The organism is Mesorhizobium sp. M7A.F.Ca.US.008.03.1.1 (genome assembly GCF_003997495.1).
Lineage (GTDB): Bacteria > Pseudomonadota > Alphaproteobacteria > Rhizobiales > Rhizobiaceae > Mesorhizobium.
On sequence record NZ_RZRU01000023.1, the window covers coordinates 39,563 to 61,497 of the forward strand.

The 21,935-nt window shown below is 65.7% G+C and carries 20 protein-coding genes, 1 tRNA gene and 1 pseudogene; 17 read left to right on the forward strand and 5 right to left on the reverse strand.

The features are described 5' to 3' along the window. The 6 genes and pseudogenes from cobW to EOA16_RS26030 all read left to right on the forward strand — a co-directional run bounded on the left by cobW (position 1) and on the right by EOA16_RS26030 (position 8,249). On the forward strand, positions 1 to 1,053 hold the full coding sequence (gene cobW / locus EOA16_RS26005; RefSeq protein WP_127260751.1) for a cobalamin biosynthesis protein CobW: 1,053 nt from the start codon (positions 1 to 3) through the stop codon (positions 1,051 to 1,053). An 18-nt stretch (positions 1,054 to 1,071) separates the two neighbouring features. Continuing rightward, complete coding sequence (locus EOA16_RS26010; protein WP_127260752.1) at positions 1,072 to 4,599, forward strand: cobaltochelatase subunit CobN; 3,528 nt, start codon at positions 1,072 to 1,074, stop codon at positions 4,597 to 4,599. Then, positions 4,596 to 6,126 (forward strand): annotated as a pseudogene (gene cobG, locus EOA16_RS26015) (precorrin-3B synthase). The gene EOA16_RS26010 and the pseudogene cobG overlap by 4 nt, the downstream one beginning before the upstream one ends. Next, positions 6,101 to 6,733 carry a precorrin-8X methylmutase gene (locus tag EOA16_RS26020; RefSeq protein ID WP_127260754.1) on the forward strand — a complete coding sequence of 211 codons (633 nt, stop codon included), beginning with the start codon at positions 6,101 to 6,103 and terminating at the stop codon, positions 6,731 to 6,733. The pseudogene cobG and the gene EOA16_RS26020 overlap by 26 nt, the downstream one beginning before the upstream one ends. Beyond that, a complete protein-coding gene (locus EOA16_RS26025) occupies positions 6,730 to 7,488 on the forward strand; it encodes a precorrin-2 C(20)-methyltransferase (RefSeq protein WP_127260755.1) in 759 nt (252 codons plus the stop codon). Before EOA16_RS26020 ends, EOA16_RS26025 begins: the two co-directional genes overlap by 4 nt. Next, the gene (locus EOA16_RS26030; RefSeq protein ID WP_127260756.1) at positions 7,485 to 8,249 is read left to right on the forward strand and encodes a precorrin-3B C(17)-methyltransferase; all 765 of its coding nucleotides are present in this window, start codon (positions 7,485 to 7,487) and stop codon (positions 8,247 to 8,249) included. The genes EOA16_RS26025 and EOA16_RS26030 overlap by 4 nt, the downstream gene beginning before the upstream one ends. On the opposite strand, the gene EOA16_RS26035 is transcribed toward EOA16_RS26030, so the two are convergent. Further along, positions 8,213 to 8,974 carry a cobalt-precorrin-6A reductase gene (locus tag EOA16_RS26035; RefSeq protein ID WP_127260757.1) on the reverse strand — a complete coding sequence of 254 codons (762 nt, stop codon included), beginning with the start codon at positions 8,972 to 8,974 and terminating at the stop codon, positions 8,213 to 8,215. The genes EOA16_RS26030 and EOA16_RS26035 overlap by 37 nt on opposite strands. Before the next feature lies 1 nt (position 8,975). On the opposite strand from EOA16_RS26035, the gene cbiE reads away from it, so the two are divergent. From cbiE to cobT, 7 genes are read left to right on the forward strand one after another with little or no spacing between them, the layout of a single operon-like run. Beyond that, on the forward strand, positions 8,976 to 10,217 hold the full coding sequence (cbiE, locus tag EOA16_RS26040; RefSeq protein ID WP_127260758.1) for a precorrin-6y C5,15-methyltransferase (decarboxylating) subunit CbiE: 1,242 nt from the start codon (positions 8,976 to 8,978) through the stop codon (positions 10,215 to 10,217). Then, entirely contained in the window at positions 10,214 to 10,600 is a 387-nt protein-coding gene (locus EOA16_RS26045) for a cobalamin biosynthesis protein (RefSeq protein ID WP_127260801.1), read from the forward strand. Before cbiE ends, EOA16_RS26045 begins: the two co-directional genes overlap by 4 nt. Beyond that, positions 10,597 to 11,361 (forward strand): precorrin-4 C(11)-methyltransferase, encoded by a 765-nt coding sequence (gene cobM, locus EOA16_RS26050; RefSeq protein WP_127260759.1) that lies wholly within the window; start codon positions 10,597 to 10,599, stop codon positions 11,359 to 11,361. Before EOA16_RS26045 ends, cobM begins: the two co-directional genes overlap by 4 nt. Beyond that, complete coding sequence (gene cobA, locus EOA16_RS26055; RefSeq protein WP_127260760.1) at positions 11,358 to 12,176, forward strand: uroporphyrinogen-III C-methyltransferase; 819 nt, start codon at positions 11,358 to 11,360, stop codon at positions 12,174 to 12,176. The genes cobM and cobA overlap by 4 nt, the downstream gene beginning before the upstream one ends. Continuing rightward, positions 12,173 to 13,486, forward strand: coding sequence for a cobyrinate a,c-diamide synthase (locus EOA16_RS26060; protein ID WP_127260761.1), 1,314 nt, complete (start codon positions 12,173 to 12,175; stop codon positions 13,484 to 13,486). Before cobA ends, EOA16_RS26060 begins: the two co-directional genes overlap by 4 nt. Positions 13,487 to 13,489: 3 nt before the next feature. Beyond that, positions 13,490 to 14,266 carry an adenosylcobinamide-GDP ribazoletransferase gene (locus EOA16_RS26065; RefSeq protein WP_127260762.1) on the forward strand — a complete coding sequence of 259 codons (777 nt, stop codon included), beginning with the start codon at positions 13,490 to 13,492 and terminating at the stop codon, positions 14,264 to 14,266. A 37-nt stretch (positions 14,267 to 14,303) separates the two neighbouring features. Next, positions 14,304 to 15,314, forward strand: coding sequence for a nicotinate-nucleotide--dimethylbenzimidazole phosphoribosyltransferase (gene cobT / locus EOA16_RS26070; RefSeq protein ID WP_127260763.1), 1,011 nt, complete (start codon positions 14,304 to 14,306; stop codon positions 15,312 to 15,314). 19 nt (positions 15,315 to 15,333) lie between these two features. Here the strand turns inward: cobT and EOA16_RS26075 are convergent, their stop codons facing one another. The 3 genes from EOA16_RS26075 to EOA16_RS26085 form a co-directional block, all read right to left on the reverse strand. Continuing rightward, on the reverse strand, positions 15,334 to 16,155 hold the full coding sequence (locus EOA16_RS26075; RefSeq protein ID WP_127260764.1) for a hypothetical protein: 822 nt from the start codon (positions 16,153 to 16,155) through the stop codon (positions 15,334 to 15,336). 100 nt (positions 16,156 to 16,255) lie between these two features. Further along, positions 16,256 to 16,331, reverse strand: a tRNA-Lys gene (locus EOA16_RS26080). A 276-nt stretch (positions 16,332 to 16,607) separates the two neighbouring features. Further along, positions 16,608 to 17,516, reverse strand: coding sequence for a PhzF family phenazine biosynthesis protein (locus EOA16_RS26085; protein WP_127260765.1), 909 nt, complete (start codon positions 17,514 to 17,516; stop codon positions 16,608 to 16,610). A 101-nt stretch (positions 17,517 to 17,617) separates the two neighbouring features. Here EOA16_RS26085 and EOA16_RS26090 point away from each other — a divergent pair, with 101 nt between their 5' ends. The 4 genes from EOA16_RS26090 (at position 17,618) to EOA16_RS26105 (ending at position 21,216) form a co-directional block, all read left to right on the forward strand. Further along, a complete protein-coding gene (locus tag EOA16_RS26090) occupies positions 17,618 to 18,910 on the forward strand; it encodes an efflux RND transporter periplasmic adaptor subunit (protein WP_127260766.1) in 1,293 nt (430 codons plus the stop codon). Between the two features lie 4 nt (positions 18,911 to 18,914). Next, on the forward strand, positions 18,915 to 19,622 hold the full coding sequence (locus tag EOA16_RS26095) for an ABC transporter ATP-binding protein (protein WP_127260767.1): 708 nt from the start codon (positions 18,915 to 18,917) through the stop codon (positions 19,620 to 19,622). Between the two features lie 2 nt (positions 19,623 to 19,624). Beyond that, a complete protein-coding gene (locus tag EOA16_RS26100) occupies positions 19,625 to 20,842 on the forward strand; it encodes an ABC transporter permease (RefSeq protein WP_127260768.1) in 1,218 nt (405 codons plus the stop codon). 131 nt (positions 20,843 to 20,973) lie between these two features. Further along, positions 20,974 to 21,216, forward strand: a complete 243-nt coding sequence (locus EOA16_RS26105; protein ID WP_127260769.1) for a hypothetical protein — start codon at positions 20,974 to 20,976, stop codon at positions 21,214 to 21,216. On the opposite strand, the gene EOA16_RS26110 is transcribed toward EOA16_RS26105, so the two are convergent. Continuing rightward, entirely contained in the window at positions 21,213 to 21,929 is a 717-nt protein-coding gene (locus EOA16_RS26110; protein WP_127260770.1) for a hypothetical protein, read from the reverse strand. The genes EOA16_RS26105 and EOA16_RS26110 overlap by 4 nt on opposite strands. Between the last annotated feature and the right edge of the window lie 6 nt (positions 21,930 to 21,935).

A 21,935-nucleotide genomic window follows, 5' to 3' on the forward strand; every position in this document is an offset into this window, starting at 1 on the left:
ATGACCGCCCCAGATTCGTCTGCCAACCTCTCCCGCGTTCCCTGCACCGTCGTCACCGGCTTCCTCGGCGCCGGCAAGACGACGCTGGTCCGCCATCTCCTAGAAAACGCCGGCGGCAAGCGCATTGCCATCATCGTCAACGAGTTCGGCGACATCGGCATCGACGGCGAGATCCTGAAGGGATGCGGCATCGACACCTGTCCGGAAGAAAACATCGTCGAACTGGCCAATGGCTGCATCTGCTGCACCGTCGCCGACGATTTCGTGCCGGCGCTCGACAAGATCCTCGCGCTGACGCCGAGGGTCGACCACATCCTGATCGAGACCTCCGGCCTCGCTTTGCCCAAGCCGCTGGTCCAGGCCTTCCAGTGGCCGAGCGTGAAGAGCCGCGTCACAGTCGATGGCGTCATCGCCGTGGTCGACGGGCCGGCGTTGGCCGAGGGTCGCGTCGCCAACGACATGGACGCCTTGCAGGCGCAGCGCGCCCAGGACGAGACACTCGACCACGACGACCCGGTGGAAGAAGTGTTCGAGGATCAGATCGCCTGCGCCGACCTGATCATCCTGTCGAAAAGCGACTTGATGGACGCCGCCGGCACCGCACGCGCCAATGCCATCATTGGCGAACACTCCGCCCGCGCCGTGAAGATCGTGCCGACCTCGCATGGCAAGGTCGATCCCTCCGTGCTGCTCGGGCTCGGTCTGGCCGTCGAGGACGACATCGAGAACCGCAAGTCCCATCATGACGGCGCCTTCGACCATGAGCATGACGACTTCGACACGTTCATCGTCGACATTGCCTCGATCGCCAATCCCGATGAACTGGCAAAGCGTGTCGCCACGGTCGCCGAAGAAGAAAACGTGCTGCGTGTAAAAGGCTTCGTCGAGGTCGGCGGCAAGCCGATGCGGCTCTTGCTGCAGGCCGTCGGGCCGCGCGTCAATCACTACTATGACCGCGCCTGGACGGCGCAGGACGACCGCCGCTCGCGCCTCGTCGTCATCGGCCTGAAGGGGCTGAACCGCCCGGCGATCGAGCGTATACTCGCCGGCTGATTTCGGACACGGGTTGCGATGCACATCCTAACCACGACATCCGCTTCGCTCGACGACCTCGCCGAGCCGGTCGATCTGCGGCAGACGCCGGCGGATATCGTGGCCCTGTCCTTCACCGACAGCGATCTCGCCGGACTGGCGGCGGCGTGGAAGGCCGACGCCGGCCGCCTGCCCTCGATGCGGCTGGCGGCGCTGCGTGACCTGCGCCATCCCATGTCCGTCGATCTCTGGGTGGACAGCATCGCCCGCCACGCCAAGATCATCCTGGTGCGCATCCTCGGCGGCTACGACTGGTGGCGCTACGGCTGCGACCAGCTCGCCTCGACCGCCCGCGAGCGCGGGATCAAACTGGCGCTGCTGCCTGGCGAATGCCGTGACGAGGATCTGCGCCTGATCGAAGCCTCGACGCTGCCGCGCCAAGAGCTCGACGGCCTGCTCGACTATTTCCGCGAGGGCGGCCCGGCCAATATGAGCGCGCTGGTGCACAGGCTTGCGCGGTTGGCGGGGCAGGATGTGGCTGTTGCAGAGCCGGTCAGCGTGCCTAAAGCGGGGTTTTACGAGCCGGGACGCAGCGTCATGGAGAGGCCATACATTTCAAACGTCCACGCTCCTGTCGTTCCCATCCTGTTTTACCGCTCGATGCTGCTGGCCGCCGATGTCGCGCCCATCGACGCCCTCGTTGAAGCGCTGCGGCAGCGCGGCATCAACCCGGTCCCTATCTTCGTCTCCAGCCTCAAGGACCCGGCGTCACTCGTCTTCGTGGAAACAGCGCTGGCCACACTAAATCCAGCCGCGATCATCACCGCGACCGCTTTCGCGTCTGGCGCCGAACCCGGCGTCGAAACCCTGTTCGACCGCGCTGGCGTGCCCGTCTTCCAGGTCATTGTCGCCACCACCCGCCGCGACATCTGGGAGAACAACCAGCGCGGTCTGGCGCCCGCCGACCTTGCCATGCATGTCGTGCTGCCCGAACTCGACGGTCGCATTCTCGCTGGCGCTATTTCCTTCAAGGGTGAGAGCGAGACCGATCCCGGACTTGGCCACCGCGCCTTCGCCAACCGTCCGGAACCGGATCGCGTCGCGCAAGTGGCTGACCGCGTCGCGGCCTTCATCCGTCTGCGGGAGACGCCCCGCGCCAAGCGCAAGCTGGCGATCCTGATCCCCGATTATCCCAGCGCCCCCGGCCGCACCGGCTATGCCGTCGGCCTCGACGTGCCGTCCAGCGTGCTGGCCATGCTGCACGACCTTAGCGAACAGGGCTATGGAGTTGAGGGGATTCCGGAGACGCCGCGGGTGTTGTTGGATTTGCTGGTGCGCAGCAATGATGGGCTGGGGTTGGAAGGCTATCTCGCACATTCCATGGAGTTGCCGAAAGCGGCAATTGCCGCAGTCGAAGCTGCTTGGGGGAAGGCGGAAGACGACACAGGCCTGTGCGAGGCACCCCCCTCTGTCCTGCCGGACATCTCCCCCTCAAGGGGGGAGATTGCGCTGTCATTGCCGGTTTCGCCAATCTCCGATGTTGCGGGAGTGGGCGGAGCGTCGAAACTGCCAATCTCCCCCCTTGAGGGGGAGATGTCCGGCAGGACAGAGGGGGGTGTTCAAGCGCCGACCACTGCAAGTTTCCCCTTCCGTGCCGCCACCTTCGGCAACATCACCGTAGCACTCGCCCCAGACCGCGGCCGCTCCGCCGACCGTCGCGCCGACTACCACGACCCGACACTCCCCCCGCGCCATGCATTGCTCGCCTTCGGCCTGTGGCTGCGCAAGTCGCTCGGCGTCCATGCGCTTGTCCATGTCGGCGCCCATGGCACGCTGGAATGGCTGCCCGGCAAGACGGTAGCGCTCTCGGAAAACTGCTTTCCCGAGATCGTCACGGGTCCCCTGCCCGTCATCTATCCCTTCATCGTCTCCAACCCCGGCGAGGCCGCGCAAGCCAAGCGGCGCATTGCCGCCGTCACCCTTGGCCATTTGCCGCCGCCGCTGACCGGCGCCGGGTTGGATGAGGATCAGCACAAGCTCGAGCGGCTGGTCGACGAATATGCGCAGGCCGACGGGCTCGACCGCCGCCGCCGCGACCGGCTGGCCAAGCTGATCGTCGACACCGCGCAAAAAACCGGCCTCGCCTCCGAAGCCGGCGTCGCCAGGACCGACGCGCCGGACGAAGCGCTGCGCCGCATCGATGCCTGGCTCTGCGACCTGAAGGACTTCGCCATCAAGGACGGCCTGCATATCTACGGCCGCTCCCCCGAGGAGGAGCCCGACGCCACGCGGCGACAAAGTGCGGCAGCCGAGAAGGCGGCGCTGCTCGCCGCGCTCGATGGGCGCCACGTCAAGGCCGGTCCGGCCGGAGCGCCCGCGCGGGGACGTTCCGACGTCTTGCCCACCGGCCGCAATTTGTTCACATCCGACCCGCGCACCATGCCGACGCCGACCGCCTATGATCTGGGCAAGGCAGCAGCGGAGGAGGTCGTGCGCGGCTATATGCAGTCGCATGGCGACTGGCCGCGCTCGCTGGTCATCGATCTCTGGGGCTCGGCCTCGCTGCGCACCGGCGGCGAGGAGATCGCCCAAGGCCTGGCGCTGATGGGCTGCCGGCCGCAATGGGATTCTGCGACCGGTCGCATCACCGGGATCGAAGTGCTGCCGCCGGCCACGCTTGGCCGCCCGCGCGTCGATGTCACTTGGCGCATATCAGGCCTGTTCCGCGACATGTTCCCGACGCAGATCGCGCTGATCGATGCCGCCGCCAACGCCGTTGCCGCCCGCGACGAGGACGATTCGGAAAACCCGCTCGCGGCCAAAACCCGCGCTGACGGCAAGATCAGCCCACGTATTTTCGGCACTTCGCCCGGCACCTACGGCGCCGGCGTCGAGGACCTTTTGTCCAGCGGCGACTGGGCGGCGCGCGAAGAGATCGGCCGCGCCTATCTCGACGCCACCTCGCATGCCTATGGCGGCGCGCAGGGCGAAGGCGTCTCCGCGCCCGGTGCCTTCGAAACCCGCATCGCCGAGGCCGATCTTCTCGTCCACACCGGCGACGATCCCGGCCGCGACATCCTCGAAGGTTCCGCCGACGTCGCCTTCATCGGTGGCTTTTCGGCTGCCCTTGCGGCGCTCGGCAGGAATGCCGACGTCATCGTGCTCGACACCACGGACCCGCAAAAGCCGAAACCACGCTCGGTCAGCGAGGCCGTATCGCGCGTAGTACGCGCTCGCGCCATCAATCCACGTTTCATATCAGGCCAGATGCGGCACGGCCCGCGCGGCGCCTCCGAATTCGCCGAGACCGTCGACCGGCTGGTCGGCTTTGCCGAAACCACGCACGCCATCTCGGGAACGCTGATCGAGGCCGTGCATGACGCTTATCTCCGCGACCCCCTGGTCCGCGCCTTCATCCTGCGTGAAAACCCGGCCGCTGCCAAAATCATTGCCGAGCGTTTTCTCTCGGCCCGCCGGCGCGGCCTCTGGCATCCCCTGCGCAATTCTATCGACGACGATCTGACAGCCCTGATTGCCGAGGCAGAAGCGCTTGGGGTGGCGGCATGAACGCCTTCTCGCGCCGCGGTGCCTGTCCGGCCTTGTCGGCGCCGATGCAGACCGGCGATGGGCTTTTGGTGCGGCTCAACCCAGTCACGGGAGGCCCATCTTCTGGAGGATTGTCGCCGAAGCTTTTGATTGGGCTCTGCGAATCCGCCTTGCGGCATGGCAACGGCATCATGGAAGTCACCGCGCGCGGCAGTCTGCAGATACGCGGACTGACGGCGGAAAGCGCGCTTCTGTTGGCGGCGGAGGTCGATGCGCTTGATATCGCGGTGCGCACCGGCGTGCCGGTCGAGACCGGCCCGCTGGCCGGCATCGACCCGCAGGAGATTGCCGATCCCCGGCCGCTGGCTGAACGGATCAGGACAGCGGTCGAAGAGGCTGGGCTGACGCAACGGCTCGGGCCGAAGGTTTCGGTTGTCGTGGACGGCGGCGGGCAACTGACGATGGATGCGGTCACGGCCGATGTGCGGCTTTCTGCAACGCGCATCGATGCGGGAGTTCGGTGGCGGGTGTCTGTCGCGGGTGACGGGAAGAACGCGAGGCTGCTTGCCCTTGCCGATGAAGGTGCGGCCCGTGACATCACCGTCGCGGCCCTAAGAATGGTTGCCGAAAAAGGCCGTGAGGCCCACGCAAGGGATCTGTCGGAGAGGCAGTTGGTGTCTCTGGCGGGTTGGCTATGCTTGACAAGTTTGCGCGAGGCGCCCCCCTCTGTCCTGCCGGACATCTCCCCCTCAAGGGGGGAGATTACGCTGTCACCGATGGTTTCGCCAAACTCCAGCGTTGTTAAGAAAAAGCCGGCGTCGAAGCTGCCGATCTCCCCCCTTGAGGGGGAGATGTCCGGCAGGACAGAGGGGGGCGCCTCGCGCAAACCTATCGGCCTTTTCCCCTTAGCCGGCGACACTTTCACCCTCGGCATCGCTCTCCCCTATGGTAGCATGCCTGCAGACAAGATCATCGCCCTCATGCAAAGCGCTGTCGGCACAACCGAAATCCGTCTTGCCCCAGGCCGCGCCCTGCTCTTCGTCGGTCAGCCACTGGCAGCCAACCAACCCCTCCAGCACACCGCCGCCACCCTCGGCTTCGTCACCTCCCCCGCCGATCCGCGCACCCGCATTGCGGCCTGCCCCGGCACGCCGGCCTGCGCTTCCGGCCGCATCGCCACGCGCGACATTGCCGAGACGATCGCGGCTGAAAACGCCGACATCCTCGACTTCACGCTCCACATTTCCGGCTGCGCCAAAGGCTGCGCCCACCCCGGTCCGGCGGCGCTGACGATAGTCGGCGGCGAAAACGGAGCCGGACTTGTCGTGAACGCGACGGCAAAGGCCCTTCCTGCCGGCTACAGGCCGGGCTATGACGCCGCACGCGGCATCAGCCGTATCGCGGCAATGATCCGCAGCACACGATACCAAGGCGAAAACGCCGCCGCTTGCCTGACAAGGCTCGGGCCGGTCGGTATTGCCGAGGCTTACCGACAGGCCCGAACTGAAAAACGGAAATGAGCATGGCCGCCTACGACTATATCCATGACGGCACGGCGATCTACGAGCGCTCCTTCGCCATCATCCGCGCAGAGGCCGATCTGTCGCGCTTCTCCGAAGCCGAGGCCGATGTCGCCATCCGCATGATCCATGCCTGCGGCCAGGTCGAGGCATCAAGCCATTTTGTTTTTTCACCTGATTTCGTCGCTGCCGCGCGCAAAGCACTCGCCGCCGGCGCGCCGATCTTCTGCGACGCGGAGATGGTCTCGCACGGTGTCACCCGCGCCAGGCTGCCGGCCGGCAATGAGGTGATCTGCACCTTGCGCGACCCGCGCACGCACGACATCGCCAGGGAGATCGGCAACACCCGTTCGGCCGCCGCGATCGACCTGTGGGGCGAGCGCATGGCCGGTTCGGTGGTCGCCATCGGCAATGCGCCGACCGCGCTCTTCTATTTGCTGGAAAAAATGCGCGACGGCGCGCCGAAGCCGGCGGCCATCATCGGCATGCCGGTCGGCTTCGTCGGCGCTGCCGAATCGAAGGATGCGCTGGCCGAGAATTCCTACGGCGTTCCCTATGCCATCGTGCGTGGCCGGCTTGGCGGCAGCGCCATGACCGCCGCAGCGCTCAATTCATTGGCGAGGCCCGGCCTGTGAACATCATTGCAAAAGGCCGTCTCGTCGGCGTCGGCACCGGTCCCGGCGATCCCGAACTGTTGACGCTGAAGGCCGCGCGGATCCTGGCCGAGGCTGACGTCGTGGCGTATTTCGCCAAGCGCGGCAACAACAGCAACGCGCGCGCCATCGTCGAAGCGCAGTTCCGGCCCGATATGCTGGAGCTGCCGCTGCTCTATCCCGTCACCACCGAAATCGACAAGGATCACGACGACTACCGGTCGCAGATCACTGGCTTCTACGAGGAGTCGGCCGAAAAGGTCGCCGAGCATCTCCAGGCAGGCAGGATGGTTGCCGTGCTGTCGGAAGGCGACCCGCTGTTCTATGGCTCCTACATGCATCTGCATGTGCGGCTCGCCCATCGTTTTCCGACCGAAGTCATTCCCGGCGTCACCGCCATGTCCGGCTGCTGGTCGCAGACCGGCATTCCGATCGTCCAGGGCGACGATGTGCTGACCGTGCTGCCCGGCACGATGAGCGAATTCGAATTGACCCGCCGGCTGGCCGACACCGATGCCGCCGTCATCATGAAGGTCGGCCGCAACCTGCCCAAGATCAAGCGGGCACTTGAAGCTACGGCCAAGCTGTCGCGCGCCGTCTATGTCGAGCGCGGCACCATGGCCGGCAGCGTCTCGATGAAACTTGCCGACAAGCAGGACGACAAGGCGCCCTATTTCGCCATCGTGCTGGTAGCCGGCTGGTCCGGCCGCCCAGGCGCATTGGGAGCGCAGGCATGAGCGGCCGTCTCACCGTCATCGGCCTTGGGCCCGGCAATGCCGATCAAGTCACCCCGGAAGCCAGTCGCGCCGTCGTCGAAGCTAAATTCTTTTACGGCTACAAACCCTATCTCGACCGGCTGGAGCTGCGCCCGGACCAGACCCGCGTCGCGTCCGACAACCGCGAGGAGCTCGCCCGCTCGAAGGACGCATTGGTCAAGGCCGCCGAGGGCCATGACGTTGCCGTGGTTTCCGGTGGCGATCCAGGCGTGTTCGCCATGGCGGCCGCCGTCTGCGAGGCGATCGAGGCCGGCCCAATCGAATGGCGCGCGGTCGATGTCATTGTGGTGCCCGGCATCACCGCCATGCTCGCCGTTGCCGCCCGCATCGGCGCGCCGCTCGGCCATGATTTCTGCGCCATCTCGCTGTCCGACAATCTGAAGCCTTGGGAACTGATCGAACTGCGCCTGCTGGCGGCGGCCGGCGCCGGCTTCGTCATCGCGCTCTACAACCCGATCAGCAAGGCGCGTCCTTGGCAGCTCGGCCGTGCCTTCGAATGCCTGACCGCGATCCTGCCGGGCACGACGCCGGTGATTTTCGGCCGCGCCGCCGGCCGTCCCGACGAGCGCATCGAGGTCTATCTGCTGGCCGATGTCGACGCGCAGAAGGCCGATATGTCGACCTGCATCATCATCGGCTCGCCGGAAACAAGGATCATCAAGCGCGCAGAGAAGCCGGCGCTGGTCTACACGCCGCGGTCGGCAGCGGGCTCGACGAAATGATAGACCATCGCGGCCAGAGCTTCGACGGTTTCAGCCGAAGGCACATCCGGCAGATCAGGCCGGCGGATCATCACCACCTCGATGCCAAGTGTCCTCGCGGCGGCGATCTTGCCGTAGGTCGCTTCACCGCCGCTGTTCTTGGACACGACGACATCGATGCGATGCTCATCGAGCAGCGCGCGTTCTTCCGCCTCGCGAAACGGGCCACGGGCCAACAGATACACGGCATCGGGCACAGCCAGCGGGGGTTCGACACGATCGACACTGCGAATGAGATAATGGTGCTGGGGCGAAGCTTCGAAAGCAGCGACCTCTTGCCGGCCCAGTGCCAGGAAAACGCGGCGCGGCGCCGGTCCAAGTGCTTGCACGGCATCGCTGGGCGTATCGACCAGCGTCCAGCGGTCGCCTTCGACGAGCTCCGAGCCAGAGCGCCGCAGCGCAAGGATCGGCACGCCGACCATGCGCGCGGCTTGCGCGGCATTGGCCGAAATCTGCGCCGCATAGGGATGCGTGGCGTCGATCAGCAGGTCGATATGCTCTTTCCGCAGGTAAGCGGCCAACCCGTCGGCACCGCCAAAACCTCCGCTTCGCACCGGCACGCCTTGCGCAACAGGGCTTTCGGTGCGCCCGGCCAGCGACAGCGTGACAGAGGCACGGTCCGCAAGTTTCCCGGCCAGTTGCCGGGCTTCCGTGGTGCCGCCAAGGATCAGAATGCGGTGGGTCATCATGCCTGCTAAGGGTCCGCGCGGTGCCAAGCTCAACTCAAGATGGCTTACAGTCGTCGGCATCGGCGAGGACGGTTTAGCGGGTCTCGGCGACGAGGCCAAGCGACTGATCGCAGACGCGGAAATCATCTTCGGCGGCAAGCGGCACCTGGCGCTGGTCGCGTCCTTCGCCAAGGGCGAGCCGCGCTCATGGCCGGTTCCTTTCGATGCCGAGATGACTGAGGTCCTGGCGCTTGCCGGCCGGAATGTCTGCGTGCTCGCTTCCGGCGATCCGTTCTTCCACGGCGTCGGCGCCACCCTCGCCCGCAAGGTGAAACCACTGGAGATGCATGTCATTCCTGCACCGTCGGCCATTTCGCTGGCAGCCGCGCGGCTCGGCTGGGCGCTGCAGGACACCGAGACCGTCTCGCTGCATGGCCGGGCGCTCGACCTGATCCGGCCGCTGCTGCAGCCAAACGCACGCATACTGGCGTTGACTTCTGATGCCGAAGCCCCTGCGGCGATCGCCCGCCTGCTCACCGAACTCGACTTCGGCGCATCGCAGCTGACGGTTCTGGAGGCGCTGAGTGGGCCAAACGAGAACCGACGCTCGGCCCGCGCCGACGCCTTCGATCTCGAAAACATCAATCCGCTCAACGTCCTGGCGGTCGAAGTTGAATCCGGTCCGGACGCGCGCGTCCTGCCGCTCACATCAGGCCTTGCCGATCATCTGTTCGACCATGACGGCCAGATCACCAAGCGCGAAATCCGCGCGATCACCCTGTCGGCGCTGGCGCCAAAGCGCGGCGAACTGCTGTGGGACATCGGCGCCGGCTCCGGCTCCATCGGCATCGAATGGATGCTGGCCCACCCTTCCATGCGCACTATAGCCGTCGAGGCCGACCCGATCCGCGCCGCCCGCATTGGCCGCAACGCCGCCGCCTGTGGTGTTCCCGGCCTTGTCGTGGTGGAAGGCAGTGCGCCCAAGGCGCTTGCCAGGCTGGACACGCCGGACGCGATCTTCATTGGCGGCGGCGGCAGCGATACCGGAGTGTTGAACGCTGCCATCAAGGCCTTGCGTCCGGGCGGCCGTCTCGTCGCCAATGCGGTGACGCTGGAGATGGAAACCTTGCTTCTTGCCCGCCATGTCTCGCTCGGCGGCGATCTCACGCGGATAAACATATCCCGCGCTTCGCCCGTCGGCGCGATGCAGGCATGGCGGCCGGCCATGCCGGTCACCCAATGGAACTGGGTGAAGCCATGATGGTCGCGGGCATCGGCAGCCGAAAAGGTGTGCGTGTCGAGGACGTGCTTGCCGCGATAGAAACCGCGCTCGAAGCGCATGGGTTGGCGATGACGGCTCTTTCCGCACTGGCGACTGCCCCTCTAAAGCAGGACGAAAACGCCATCGTCGCTGCCGGTCATCAACTCAATCTTCCGGTCATCGTCGCCGATGCGGCTGCGATCGAGGCCGCCTCGCTGGACACGATCAGCCATTCCGACCTCTCGCAGGATGTTGCCGGCACGCCATCGGTTTCCGAGGCATCCGCCCTTGCCGTCGCCGGCAAGGGCGCCAGGCTGCTCGGCCCCCGCACGGTGCTCGGCCCGGTCACCTGCGCCATCGCCATCGGCGGAGATGCGCCATGACCGTTCATTTCATCGGCGCCGGCCCGGGTGCGGCCGACCTCATCACGCTGCGCGGCGCGAGGCTGTTGGCCAGTTGCCCTGTCTGTCTGCATGCCGGCTCCATCGTCGCGCCAGAGCTTTTGCAGCATTGCGCACCGGGGACAAAACTGATCGACACCGCGCCGATGTCGCTCGACGAGATCGAGGCCGAGTATGTCGCGGCCCACAAATCGGGCCATGATGTCGCCCGCCTGCATTCCGGCGACCTGTCGGTGTGGAGCGCCGTTGCCGAGCAGATCCGGCGGCTGGAAAAGCACGGCATCCCTTACACGCTGACGCCGGGCGTGCCCTCCTTCGCCGCCGCTGCCGCTGCACTGCGCCGCGAGCTGACCATTCCCGAAGTCGCGCAAAGCCTGGTGCTGACCCGCATTTCCGGGCGCGCATCAAAAATGCCGCCCGGCGAAACGCTGGCCGGCTTTGGCCGCACCGGCGCCACGCTGGCCATTCATCTGGCCATCCACGCCATCGACCGCGTGGTCGCCGAACTGACGCCGCACTATGGCGGCGATTGCCCGGTGGCGATCGTCTTCCGCGCCTCCTGGCCGGACGAGCGCGTGCTGACCGGCACGCTGGCGACGATCGAGGCACAACTCGCTGCCGATCCTATGGAGCGCACGGCGATCATCTTCGTCGGCCGCTCGCTGACGGCGGAAGGTTTTGGCGAGAGTTCATTGTACGACGCCCACTACCAGCGGCGTTTTCGCGGACGGGACGGATTGTGAGCGGCAGCACCCCAAATACCGGCGAAACCGCCACGCTCGAAAAAGCCTTGTCCCGGCTGAACTTCAAGCCGCGCCGGCTTGAGCCGGGCCATGTCTGGCTGGCCGGCGCCGGTCCCGGCGACCCCGGCTGCCTGACCTTGGAAGTGCTGGCGGCATTGGTCGAGGCGGATGCGCTGGTCTATGACGCGCTGGTCTCGCCTGATGTTGTCGCCGTTGCCGAAAATGCCGAGCTTTTCTTCGCCGGCAAGCGCGGCGGAAAACCGTCGATGAAGCAGGACGACATCACCGCCCTTCTGGTGCGGCTGGCGCGCGACGGCCGCCGTGTCGTCAGGCTGAAGGGCGGCGACCCCTACATCTTCGGCCGTGGCGGCGAAGAAGCCCTCGCGCTGGCACGCGAAAACATCCCGTTTCGCGTGCTGCCCGGTCTGACATCGGGGCTCAGCGCGCTGGCCGCGACCGGCATTCCCGCCACCATGCGCGGCATCAACAAGGCTGTGATCCTGGCCACTGGCCACGCAGCCGGCACCGATGACGATCTCGACTGGGCGGCGATCGCCCGCACCGGCCAGCCTGTCGTCGTCTATATGGGCATGGCCAATCTGCCGCTGATATCAGCCGCACTGCTGGATGGCGGGCTGGCGCCGTCGACACCGGCGGCAGTGATCGTCGCCGCGACGACGCCACAGGAACGGACCGTCGTTGCCACGCTCGCCACCATTGCCGAGGAAGCTGCGGCCGCCGGTCTCGCCTCCCCGGCGCTGATCGTCGTCGGCGGCATCGTCGCCATGCGCTCGGCTTTGGTGGGGGAAGCATGACGGCCCGCGCCATCATCATCGGCGCGCCGCGCTCCGGCTCCGGCAAGACCAGCGTCACCATCGGCATCCTGCGCGCGCTGACCCGGCGCGGGCTGAAAGTGCGCGGCGCCAAATCCGGCCCCGACTATATCGACCCCGGCTTCCACACCGCCGCCACGGGACTGTCCGGCGTCAATCTCGACAGCTGGGCGATGCCGCCATCGCTGCTCAACGCGCTCGCCGCACAGGCCGCCGACGATACCGATTTCGTCATCCTCGAAAGCGCCATGGGCCTGTTCGACGGCATTCCGGCAGCTCAAGGCCGCACCGGTTCGGCGGCCGACCTGGCCCGGCTCTATGGCCTGCCGGTGCTGCTGGTGCTCGACGTTTCCGGCCAGTCGACCACCGCGGCCGCCGTCGCCAAGGGTTTTGCCACCTATGATCCGGACGTGCGCATGGCCGGTGTCGTGCTCAACCGATTGGGCAGCGAGCGGCACCGCCGGCTGTCGGGCGACGCCATCGAGGCGATCGGCCTGCCGGTCGTCGGCGCCATCCTGCGCGACCCCACGCTCAACCTGCCCGAGCGCCACCTCGGCCTCGTCCAGGCCGGCGAGTATGACGACCTGATGGCGCATCTCGACCGGCTGGCCGACATGGCGGAAAAGTCGCTCGACCTCGACGCCATCATGGCCCTGGCGACACCTTTCACCCCAGCGCCCGGCGGTTTCGACGACGCGCTCGCGCCACCCGGTCAGCGGATCGCGCTGGCCGAGGATGCCGCCTTCACCTTCCTCTATCCGCATGTCGCGGCGTACTGGCGCAAGGCCGGTGCCGAAATCGTCCCGTTCTCGCCGCTCGCCGACGAAGCACCCGACGAGGGCTGCGACGTCTGTTGGCTGCCCGGCGGCTATCCCGAACTTCACGCGGCCCGCCTTGCAGCGGCCACGAATTTCCGCGCCGGGATGGCGCGTTTCGCCGCGACGAAGCCGGTCCATGGCGAATGCGGTGGCTTCATGGTGCTCGGCGAAGCGCTGGAGGACGCGTCAGGCGAAACGCATGCGATGCTCGACCTGCTCGGCCATTCCACCAGCTTCGCCAAACGCAAGATGAACCTCGGCTACCGAGAGGCGCGGCTGCGCGCCGATTGCCCGCTGGGCTCGGCTGGCGCCCTGATCCGTGGCCACGAATTCCACTATGCGCAGATGACTGCCACCGGCAATGAGGAGCCGCTCGCCGACCTGGCCGACGGCCAGGGCAATCCGATCGGCGCCTCGGGCTACCGGCGCGGCCATGTCAGCGGCACCTTCTTCCACGCGATTGCGAGGGGCTAGAGCATGAACTTCAAGAACCTGGCTCTTTCACCGCGGCAGATCGTCGACGACATCGCGCTCTGCCTGGTCTTCTTCACCAGTCTGCCTCTGCCCGTCTTCGATTTCCGCGGCCGCAGCCTTGCCGCCGCGATCTGGGCCGCCCCCATCGCCGGCCTTGTCGTCGGTCTGATCGGCGCCATCGTCTTTGCCACTGCGGAACGATTCGGCCTCGCCATGGGTCCGGCGGCCGCCCTCGCCCTCGTCGCAACAGTGCTCGCCACCGGCTGCCTGCATGAAGACGGCCTCTCCGACGTCGCCGACGGCTTTGGCGGCGGCAAATCGCGCGGCCGCAAACTCGAGATCATGCGCGACAGCCGCATCGGCGCCTACGGTGCCATGGCACTGGGCCTGTCGCTGCTGATCCGCTGGAGCGCGCTTTCGCAACTCGTCGACCCCACACAGGCGTTGTTCGCCCTGCTGGCCGCACACGCGGCCTCGCGCGGCCTGCTTGGCGCCTTCATGCATCTCTTGCCCCCGGCGCGGGTCGACGGCCTCTCGGCCGACGCCGGCACCGTCTCGCAGGAAACCGCCGTGGCCGGCGCCGTGCTCGGCGCGATCCCGCTGCTCCTGATTGGGCTGGGCGGCGCCGTCTTCGCGCTGATCCTGCTTGGCCTGCTGTTTGCCGCCTTCCGTGCCCTTTGCCTCAGCCAGATCGATGGCCAGACCGGCGACACGATCGGCGCCTTGCAGCAGGCGAGCGAAATCGCGGTGCTGCTCGTCGCTTCCGTAGCGCTTTCCTGATCCCTTGGCCTGATTCCCTTTCGGAGACTTTGCCCCCATGCCCTTCAAATCGCTTAGTGAATTGCGCGCCGCCTGCCTCGACCTACCGGCCGGCAGCGACACTGCCGCCAATGCAGTTGCGAGCCGCCAGGACACGCTGACCAAGCCGCAAGGCAGCCTTGGCCGGCTGGAGACGATCGCCGCGTGGCTGGCGCGCTGGCAGGGCCGCGACATGCCAAAACTCGACCGCGTCAAAGTTTTCGTGTTCGCCGGCAACCATGGCGTCACCGCGCAAGGCGTGTCGGCCTATCCCTCGGAAGTCACCGTGCAGATGGTGGCCAATTTCGCCGGCGGCGGTGCCGCCATCAACCAGCTTGCCCGCATGGCCGGCGCCGAACTCGATGTCATCCCGCTCGATCTCGACCATCCTACGGGTGATTTCACCCAAGGTCCGGCGATGGATGAGAACGCGTTTCTCGCGGCTGTCTCCACCGGCTATGACGCCGTGACAAAAGACCTCGACCTCATCTGCTTCGGCGAAATGGGCATCGGCAACACGACACCGGCGGCTGCCATCTCAGCCGCCCTGTTCGGTGGCGGCGCGGAAAAGTGGACCGGACGCGGCACCGGCGTCGACGACGCCGGCCTGAAGCGCAAGGTCGTCGCCATCGAAGCCGGCCTGAAGCGCCACGCCGCCACCCTCGCCGACCCGCTTGCTATCGCTGCCGCGCTCGGCGGCCGCGAACTCGCCGCCATCTTCGGCGCGACGCTGGCGGCCCGCCATCTGGGCATCCCCGTGCTGCTCGACGGCTTCGTCTGCACCGCCGCGGCAGCCCCGCTGGCCAAACTGCACCCGACCGGCCTCGCCCACACCATCGCCGCGCACGTCTCGGCCGAATCGGGTCATCGCGGGTTGCTCGAAGCGCTTAGCCTGCCGCCGTTGCTCGATCTCGGCATGCGGCTCGGCGAAGGCTCCGGCGCCTGCCTCGCCGTCAACATCGTCCGCTCGGCGCTGGAGTGCCATGCCCGCATGGCAAGTTTTGCAGAGGCTGGCGTTTCGGAGAAGTGAAAGGGCCGTTGCTGGTCCGTTAAACTTCGCCTTTGAAGAAAGGTCGAAATTGATCTGCAACCAAGTTCGCGTACCAAACGAGTTGTCCAACGGTCTGCTCGAAAGGCAGCCAGCCGCCATCGACTGAGACCATCAATCTAGCTTCGACTGCCCATTGTCCAGTCGCTGACTTGATCGGGCAATTCGTTCTGTACTCCATTACGACTAGGCCCGGCCGGAGAGGATCGACCGCGACAGTCGTATCGGGGGGAACGTTGGCCGAAGCGTCATCTTCCGAGTAGAACTCAACGGTGTGACTGTGATCCTGCTTAACTTGCCCTAGCAAAGCCACGGCCGGAACCCGGTGTTTGTCTATATTGCTCAGCTTCTGAAGTACCAAGAGCGGGTCGTCGGAAGGTTTGCCATCGGCACCAATTTCTGGATGCTTCCCTCTCTGAAACGGCTGGACCTGTGTAATTTTCTCTGCGGCTTGCGGCTCCATCTGCGAAAGGCAGTTTGTAATCCTTTTGTCGGAAAACGCGGCCTCGGTTTCTTGGATCGGGAAGTGGATCGCACCGGGCATGGCAGGAGGATCTAGCTTGAGCCTTGCTAGCGCGAAAGCGAGGTTGTCGAGAGCCGAACGCAACATGTGAACGTATTCGCTCAAATCAAGGCAAGCGTCATCGAGCGACTTGAAGTGCGGTATGTCGTCGACGATTAAACGAAAACCCTTGCGCTCGGCCAAAAGCTCGGTACGCCCCACCACACCAAGGCCTAAGGTCTTGGGTATTTCGAGCAAGCTATTGGCACGCAGAGTTGCCCTGTCGAGCTTAAGCTGCACAGGTAGCAAAAACGGATGCATGGCTTGATCAATCCATGGGATCGCGGGACGTGGACGGTCCGATAGCCGTCTTATGTTCTCGCCCTATTTCAGGGTCTTTCCACCAAGTCTTTGAAGAATTTGGTGGGTGCGCACAGGATTGAACTGTGGACCCGCTGATTAAGAGTCAGCTGCTCTACCAACTGAGCTACGCACCCACTCGGCCGGCAAAAACCGGCGTTGGCGGGCATATAGCCGCCACCATCGGTCCTGTCCAGCCCTGCCGGAATCATTTCCCGACAAATCGCCTGGAGCCTCGCTTTTAGCTGTTGGTGCCGGGCGAAACCTTACGTTCTCTTGGCGGGACAGCGAAGTTGGCGAAATCCGAAGTTACGGCCAATCTCCCCACTTGAGGGGGAGATGTCCGGCAGGACAGAGGGGGGCGGTGAAGGATCGCCAACAGCGACGGTCTTCCTCGATGCAGTAATGCGCGATCAGACGAACAGTCTGCCCTCCGCCACCTTGATCGCATTGCCGCCAATGCGCGCCGAGGCTAGTTTGCCGCCTTGCACGGTCAGTTCGAGGCGGATGCGCGATGGCCGGCCCATCTCCAGCCCCTGCTCGATCCACAGCTGCGAAATACCGTCGGTCGGCGCGTCGAAATGCATGATGGCGCCGGCAAAGGCGGCAGCCGCCGAGCCGGTCGCCGGATCCTCATAGGAAGGCGTGCCGGGCACGATCATGCGCACATGAAAGGCGCTCTCGTGGTTCACCGTCTCGCGGCAATAGACATAGGGGCTGGCGAAGGCCCACTCGCTCTTGCGCGGCGCCAGTTCCGACCAGGCCTGATTGTCCAGCCGGATGCGGCCCGCCGCCTCGAGATTGGCGACCGGAATGGTGACGTAGGGCACGCCCGCCGACCAGAACGCGACGCGGTGATTCTCGAAGCCGATCTCATGCGGCGTCAGCCCGAGGGCTGCACCGATCGCCTCCGGGTCGGCCTCGAGCTCCAGCGGCTCCGGCAGCTTCGCCAGGTCGAACTCGGCGAAGGTGTTGCCGTCGTGCTTGCTGACGGCGCAACGCACCGGGCCGATATTTTCCTCCAGTACGAAAATGCCGGCGCCGCCCTCCTCAGCCAGTTCGGCCAGCGCGATCGCGGCGCCTACCGTCGGATGGCCGGCGAACGGCATTTCATAGTCGGGCGTGAAGATGCGAATGCGGTTTTTGTGCTTGGGATTGTCCGGCGGCAGCACGAACACCGATTCGGACAGGTTGAATTCGCGCGCGATGGCCTGCATCGCGGCCGTGTCCAATCCCTTGCTGTCCAGCACGACAGCCAAAGGATTGCCGGCCAGTCGCTCGGTCGTAAACACATCGTAAAGCAAGTAATTCCGGGTTTTCATTCCTGCCTCAATCCAAACATGGGCGAAATTTAATTTGATATTTGAACCAGTAAGCCTGATCTGTGCACAGATAGGGACATTGCGCATTATAGGGGTCCAGCGTGGACCAGATTGTCAATCTGCCAAAGACGGAATCGGATTCCGCCATCGAGACGGCGCTTGGGCTCGACCAGACGGGGCGGCGCAAGTCGCGCCGGCGCGGCTGGCTCTATGCGCTGCTGGCGCTGATCGTGCTCGTCGCCGGGCTTGGCGTCTATCAGTGGTATGCCGGCTCGCCGGCCAGGATTGACTATACCACAGTGCCTGCCGCCAAGGCCGACCTCACCGTCGCGGTGTCGGCGACCGGCACGCTGCAGCCACTCACCCAAGTCGACATTTCCAGCGAACTGTCCGGCATCATCCGCTCGGTCTCGGTCGAGGAGAACCAGCAGGTCAAGAAGGGTGACGTGCTGGCGACACTCGACACGGTGAAACTCGAAGTTCAGATCGAGCGCGCCGAAGCTTCGGCCAAGGCCGCCGCCGCCAATGTCGAGGACGCCACGGTTACGCTGACCGAAAACGAGAAGGCGCTGGTGCGCGCCGCCGAACTGACCAGGCGTGGCATGGCGACCGACCAGTCGCTTGAAGCAGCAACCGCCACGCGCGACCGTTCCAAGGCAGCGCTCGACAGTGCGCAGGCCAACCTCGCCATCGCCCAGGCCGACCTCAAGGCGCAGCAGACCGACCTTGCCAAGAGCACCATCTATGCGCCGATCGACGGCATCGTGCTGACGCGCTCGGTCGATCCCGGCCAGACGGTCGCCTCCTCCCTGCAGGCTCCGGTGCTGTTCATCATCGCCGCCGATCTTAGGAACATGGAACTGGTGGCGGCGGTCGACGAGGCCGACATCGGCGCGGTCAAGTCCGGCCAGCACGCCCGCTTCACAGTCGATGCCTTCCCGGAGCGGCCGTTCGATGCCGAGATCCGCGACATCTCTTATGCCTCCGTCACCACCGACGGCGTCGTCACCTACAATGCGCGGCTCGAGGTCGACAACAACGAGCTGTTGCTGCGGCCCGGCATGACCGCCACCGTTTCGGTCGTCACCAAGCAGGCCAAGGGCGTGCTCACCGTGCCGGCCACCGCCTTCCGTTATCGCCCGGCGCAACAGGCCGCCCGTGGCTGGAGCCTCAGCGACCTGTTCACCGGCCGCATGGGCCGCCCCGGCGGCAATCGCCAGCGCCAGGCCGCCACAGTGCCCACCGATGGCTCGCGCACCCTGTACGTGCTGGAGAACGGCCGTCCGCGCCCGGTGAACGTCAAGATCGGCTCGACCGACGGCGAACTGACCGAGATCATATCGGGCCTGGACGAAGGCGCGCAGGTCATCACCGCGTCGCAGCAGCGGAGCTGATACCGTGGCTGCGGGCGCGACCCTCATCACCTTCGACAAGGTCTGGAAGAGCTATGGCCAGGGCGAGGCCAAGGTGCATGCGCTGGCCGGCGTCGACCTTGCGATCGGGCGCGGCGAATTCGTCGCCATCATGGGTCCGTCCGGCTCCGGCAAGTCGACCGCGATGAACATCATCGGCTGCCTCGACACGCCGACGGCCGGAACCTATTCCTTCATGGGCATCGACGCCGGCCGCCTCGACCGCAACCGCCGTGCCATGCTGCGCAACCTCTATGTCGGTTTCGTCTTTCAGGGTTACAATCTGCTGGCCCGCACCACGGCAGCCGAAAATGTCGAACTGCCGCTGATCTATCGCGGTGTTGCCGCGCGCGAGCGCCGCGACCTTGCCATGCAGGCGTTGGCGGAGGTCGGCCTTGTCGGCCGCGAGCACCACACGCCGGCAGAACTCTCCGGCGGACAGCAGCAGCGCGTGGCGATCGCACGCGCCATCGTCACCCGCCCGACCCTGCTTGTCGCCGACGAGCCGACCGGCAATCTCGACACCGCGCGCACGCACGAGATCATGGAGTTGCTGACCCGGCTCAACACCGAGCTTGGCCTGACCATCGCCATGGTCACGCATGAGGCCGACGTCGCCGAATATGCCGAGCGCACCATCCGCTTCCTCGACGGCCACGTCGCTTCTGACACCGCGAACCTGGAAATGGCATAACCATGATCTGGGAAACCGTCCGCCTCTCGCTCCGCTCGATCCGCCGCAACGTGCTGCGCTCGTTCCTGACCTTGCTCGGCATCGTCATCGGCGTTGCCGCCGTCATTGCCATGCTCACCATCGGCTCCGGCACCACGCAAAAGGTCAAGGCCGACATCTCCAAGCTCGGCAGCAATCTGCTGGTGGTCCGCTCAGGCCGCCCGGCCGGCCCAGGCGCTCCGGGCGGGCTCGATCAGGCGGTTCGTCCGCTGGCCGAAAAGGACCTGGCAGCACTCGTTGCGCATCTCAGCGGTGCGCGCGCGATTTCGCCGGCTTCGCAAAAGCAGGTCCGCGTCATCTTCGGCACCGAGAGCCTGACCTCGGGCGTCACCGGCACCGACAGCGCCTATCTCGACGCACGCGACTGGAAGCTGGTGTCGGGCCGCCCGTTCAGCGATTCCGAAACCCGCTCGGGCACCGGCGTGTGCCTGATCGGCGAGACGGTGCGCCAGCAATTCTTCGGCGCCGGCGATCCGGAGGGCGAGATCATCCGCGTCAACCGCACCTCCTGCAAGATCATCGGCTTGCTCGAGCCCAAGGGCTATACCGGCTTCGGCCAGGACCAGGACAATGTCGTGCTGATGCCGCTGCATGCCTATCAGCGCCGCATCGCCGGCAACCGCGACATCGACAACATCTACATCGCCGCCGACGACCGCACGCCGACCAGCGAATTGCAGCCGCGCGTCGAGGATATTTTGCGCGATGCGCGCCGCATCACGCCGGACCGCGAAAGCGATTTCGCCATCCGCGACATGACCCAGATCGCCGACGCCATGGCCAGCGCCACCACCACCATGACCGGCATGCTGGGCGCGGTCGCCGGCGTCAGCCTGCTGGTCGGGGGCATCGGCATCATGAACATCATGCTGGTGTCGGTCACCGAGCGAACGCGCGAGATCGGCATCAGGCTCGCCATCGGCGCGCATGAAAAGCACATCCTCATCCAGTTCCTGGTCGAGGCAACGGTGCTGTCGCTGCTCGGCGGCATCATCGGCATCCTGATCGGGCTGGCGCTGGCCGGCCTCGCCGCGGTGACGCTGACCATTCCCTTCGCGCCCAGCCCGGCCGTCATCCTGCTCGCCGTCGGGTTTTCGGCGCTGATCGGCATGGTGTTCGGCTTCTTCCCGGCGCTGCGCGGCGCCAGGCTCGATCCGATCGACGCGCTCAGGCACGAATAGGGCGACCCGGCCGGAACGCGGCCGGCACCCACCCGGTTTTGCACAGCCTTCGAAGTTTCCACCTTGCCCCGCCACTGTCGCCGCACCGTTCGCGATGCTAGGGCAATTGACCTTGGGTGGAGGAACGGCGGATGAGCAAGAAGGCGCGACTGATCCTGGCGATGGTCATCATCGAGGCCTTCCTTGCAGGCATCTGGTGGTATCTCGCCCGCTACGGCATGGCCAATCCCGATCGCGTCACCGCTGATTTCCAGGCAGTCGTCGGCCGGACCATGGGAATGGCGATGGGCGGCTTGCTCGGCATCGGTTTTATCCTGTTCCTCGTCGCCGCCCGCAACGATCGCAAGGACGCGCAGAACAAGACGCGCCCTTAATCCATGTTTGCGAAATGCCACTCGATCAGCGGCTTCATGTGTGGCGAGAGCCCATCCGGCAAGTCGGCGGCATGGCGGATGATCACGGGCTCCTCGATCTCCGGCTCGTTCTCGGTGGCGACGAAGGCACTGATGCGCCTGGCGATCTCGTCGGCGGGTGCCGTCTGGTGATAGCGGCGGAAGATCACTGTGCCGCTGTTGGTCGACATGGCGTGGTATCGCTTGCCGCGTTCCGCACCTGACAGGTCGAGACCGGTTTCCTCGCGCACCTCGCGGATCATGTTGAAATCGACATCGACCAGCCCATCGCGAAAATCGACAGGCTCGAACGAGCCGGCGGCGAAATAGACGCGGCCGGCGTTGACCGTATGCCGCCCCATGCGGATCGCCACCAGCGCATTGTCGCCGGCCACCAGCATGGCATGGGCATAGGCATGCTCGGCGCCCGAATTCTCGCGCCGCTTCCGCCACAGCATGAAGGTCGAGTAGTTGACCGCATGGCAGCGGCCGACCAGACGGCTGTCGCGGTAGGCCAGTTGCGACAGCAGCACCACCATGCCGTCGAACAGCGCCGGATTGGCAGCGATTTCGTGCTGCCAGTTCTCGGCGATCGCCGCTTCATTGTCCCTTGCGAAAGGGTGCGGACCGGGATCGAGCCGGACGTCGACGGCGTCGACCGGCAGGATGACATTGCGGGGCAGGTCGAAGCTCATCTCGCG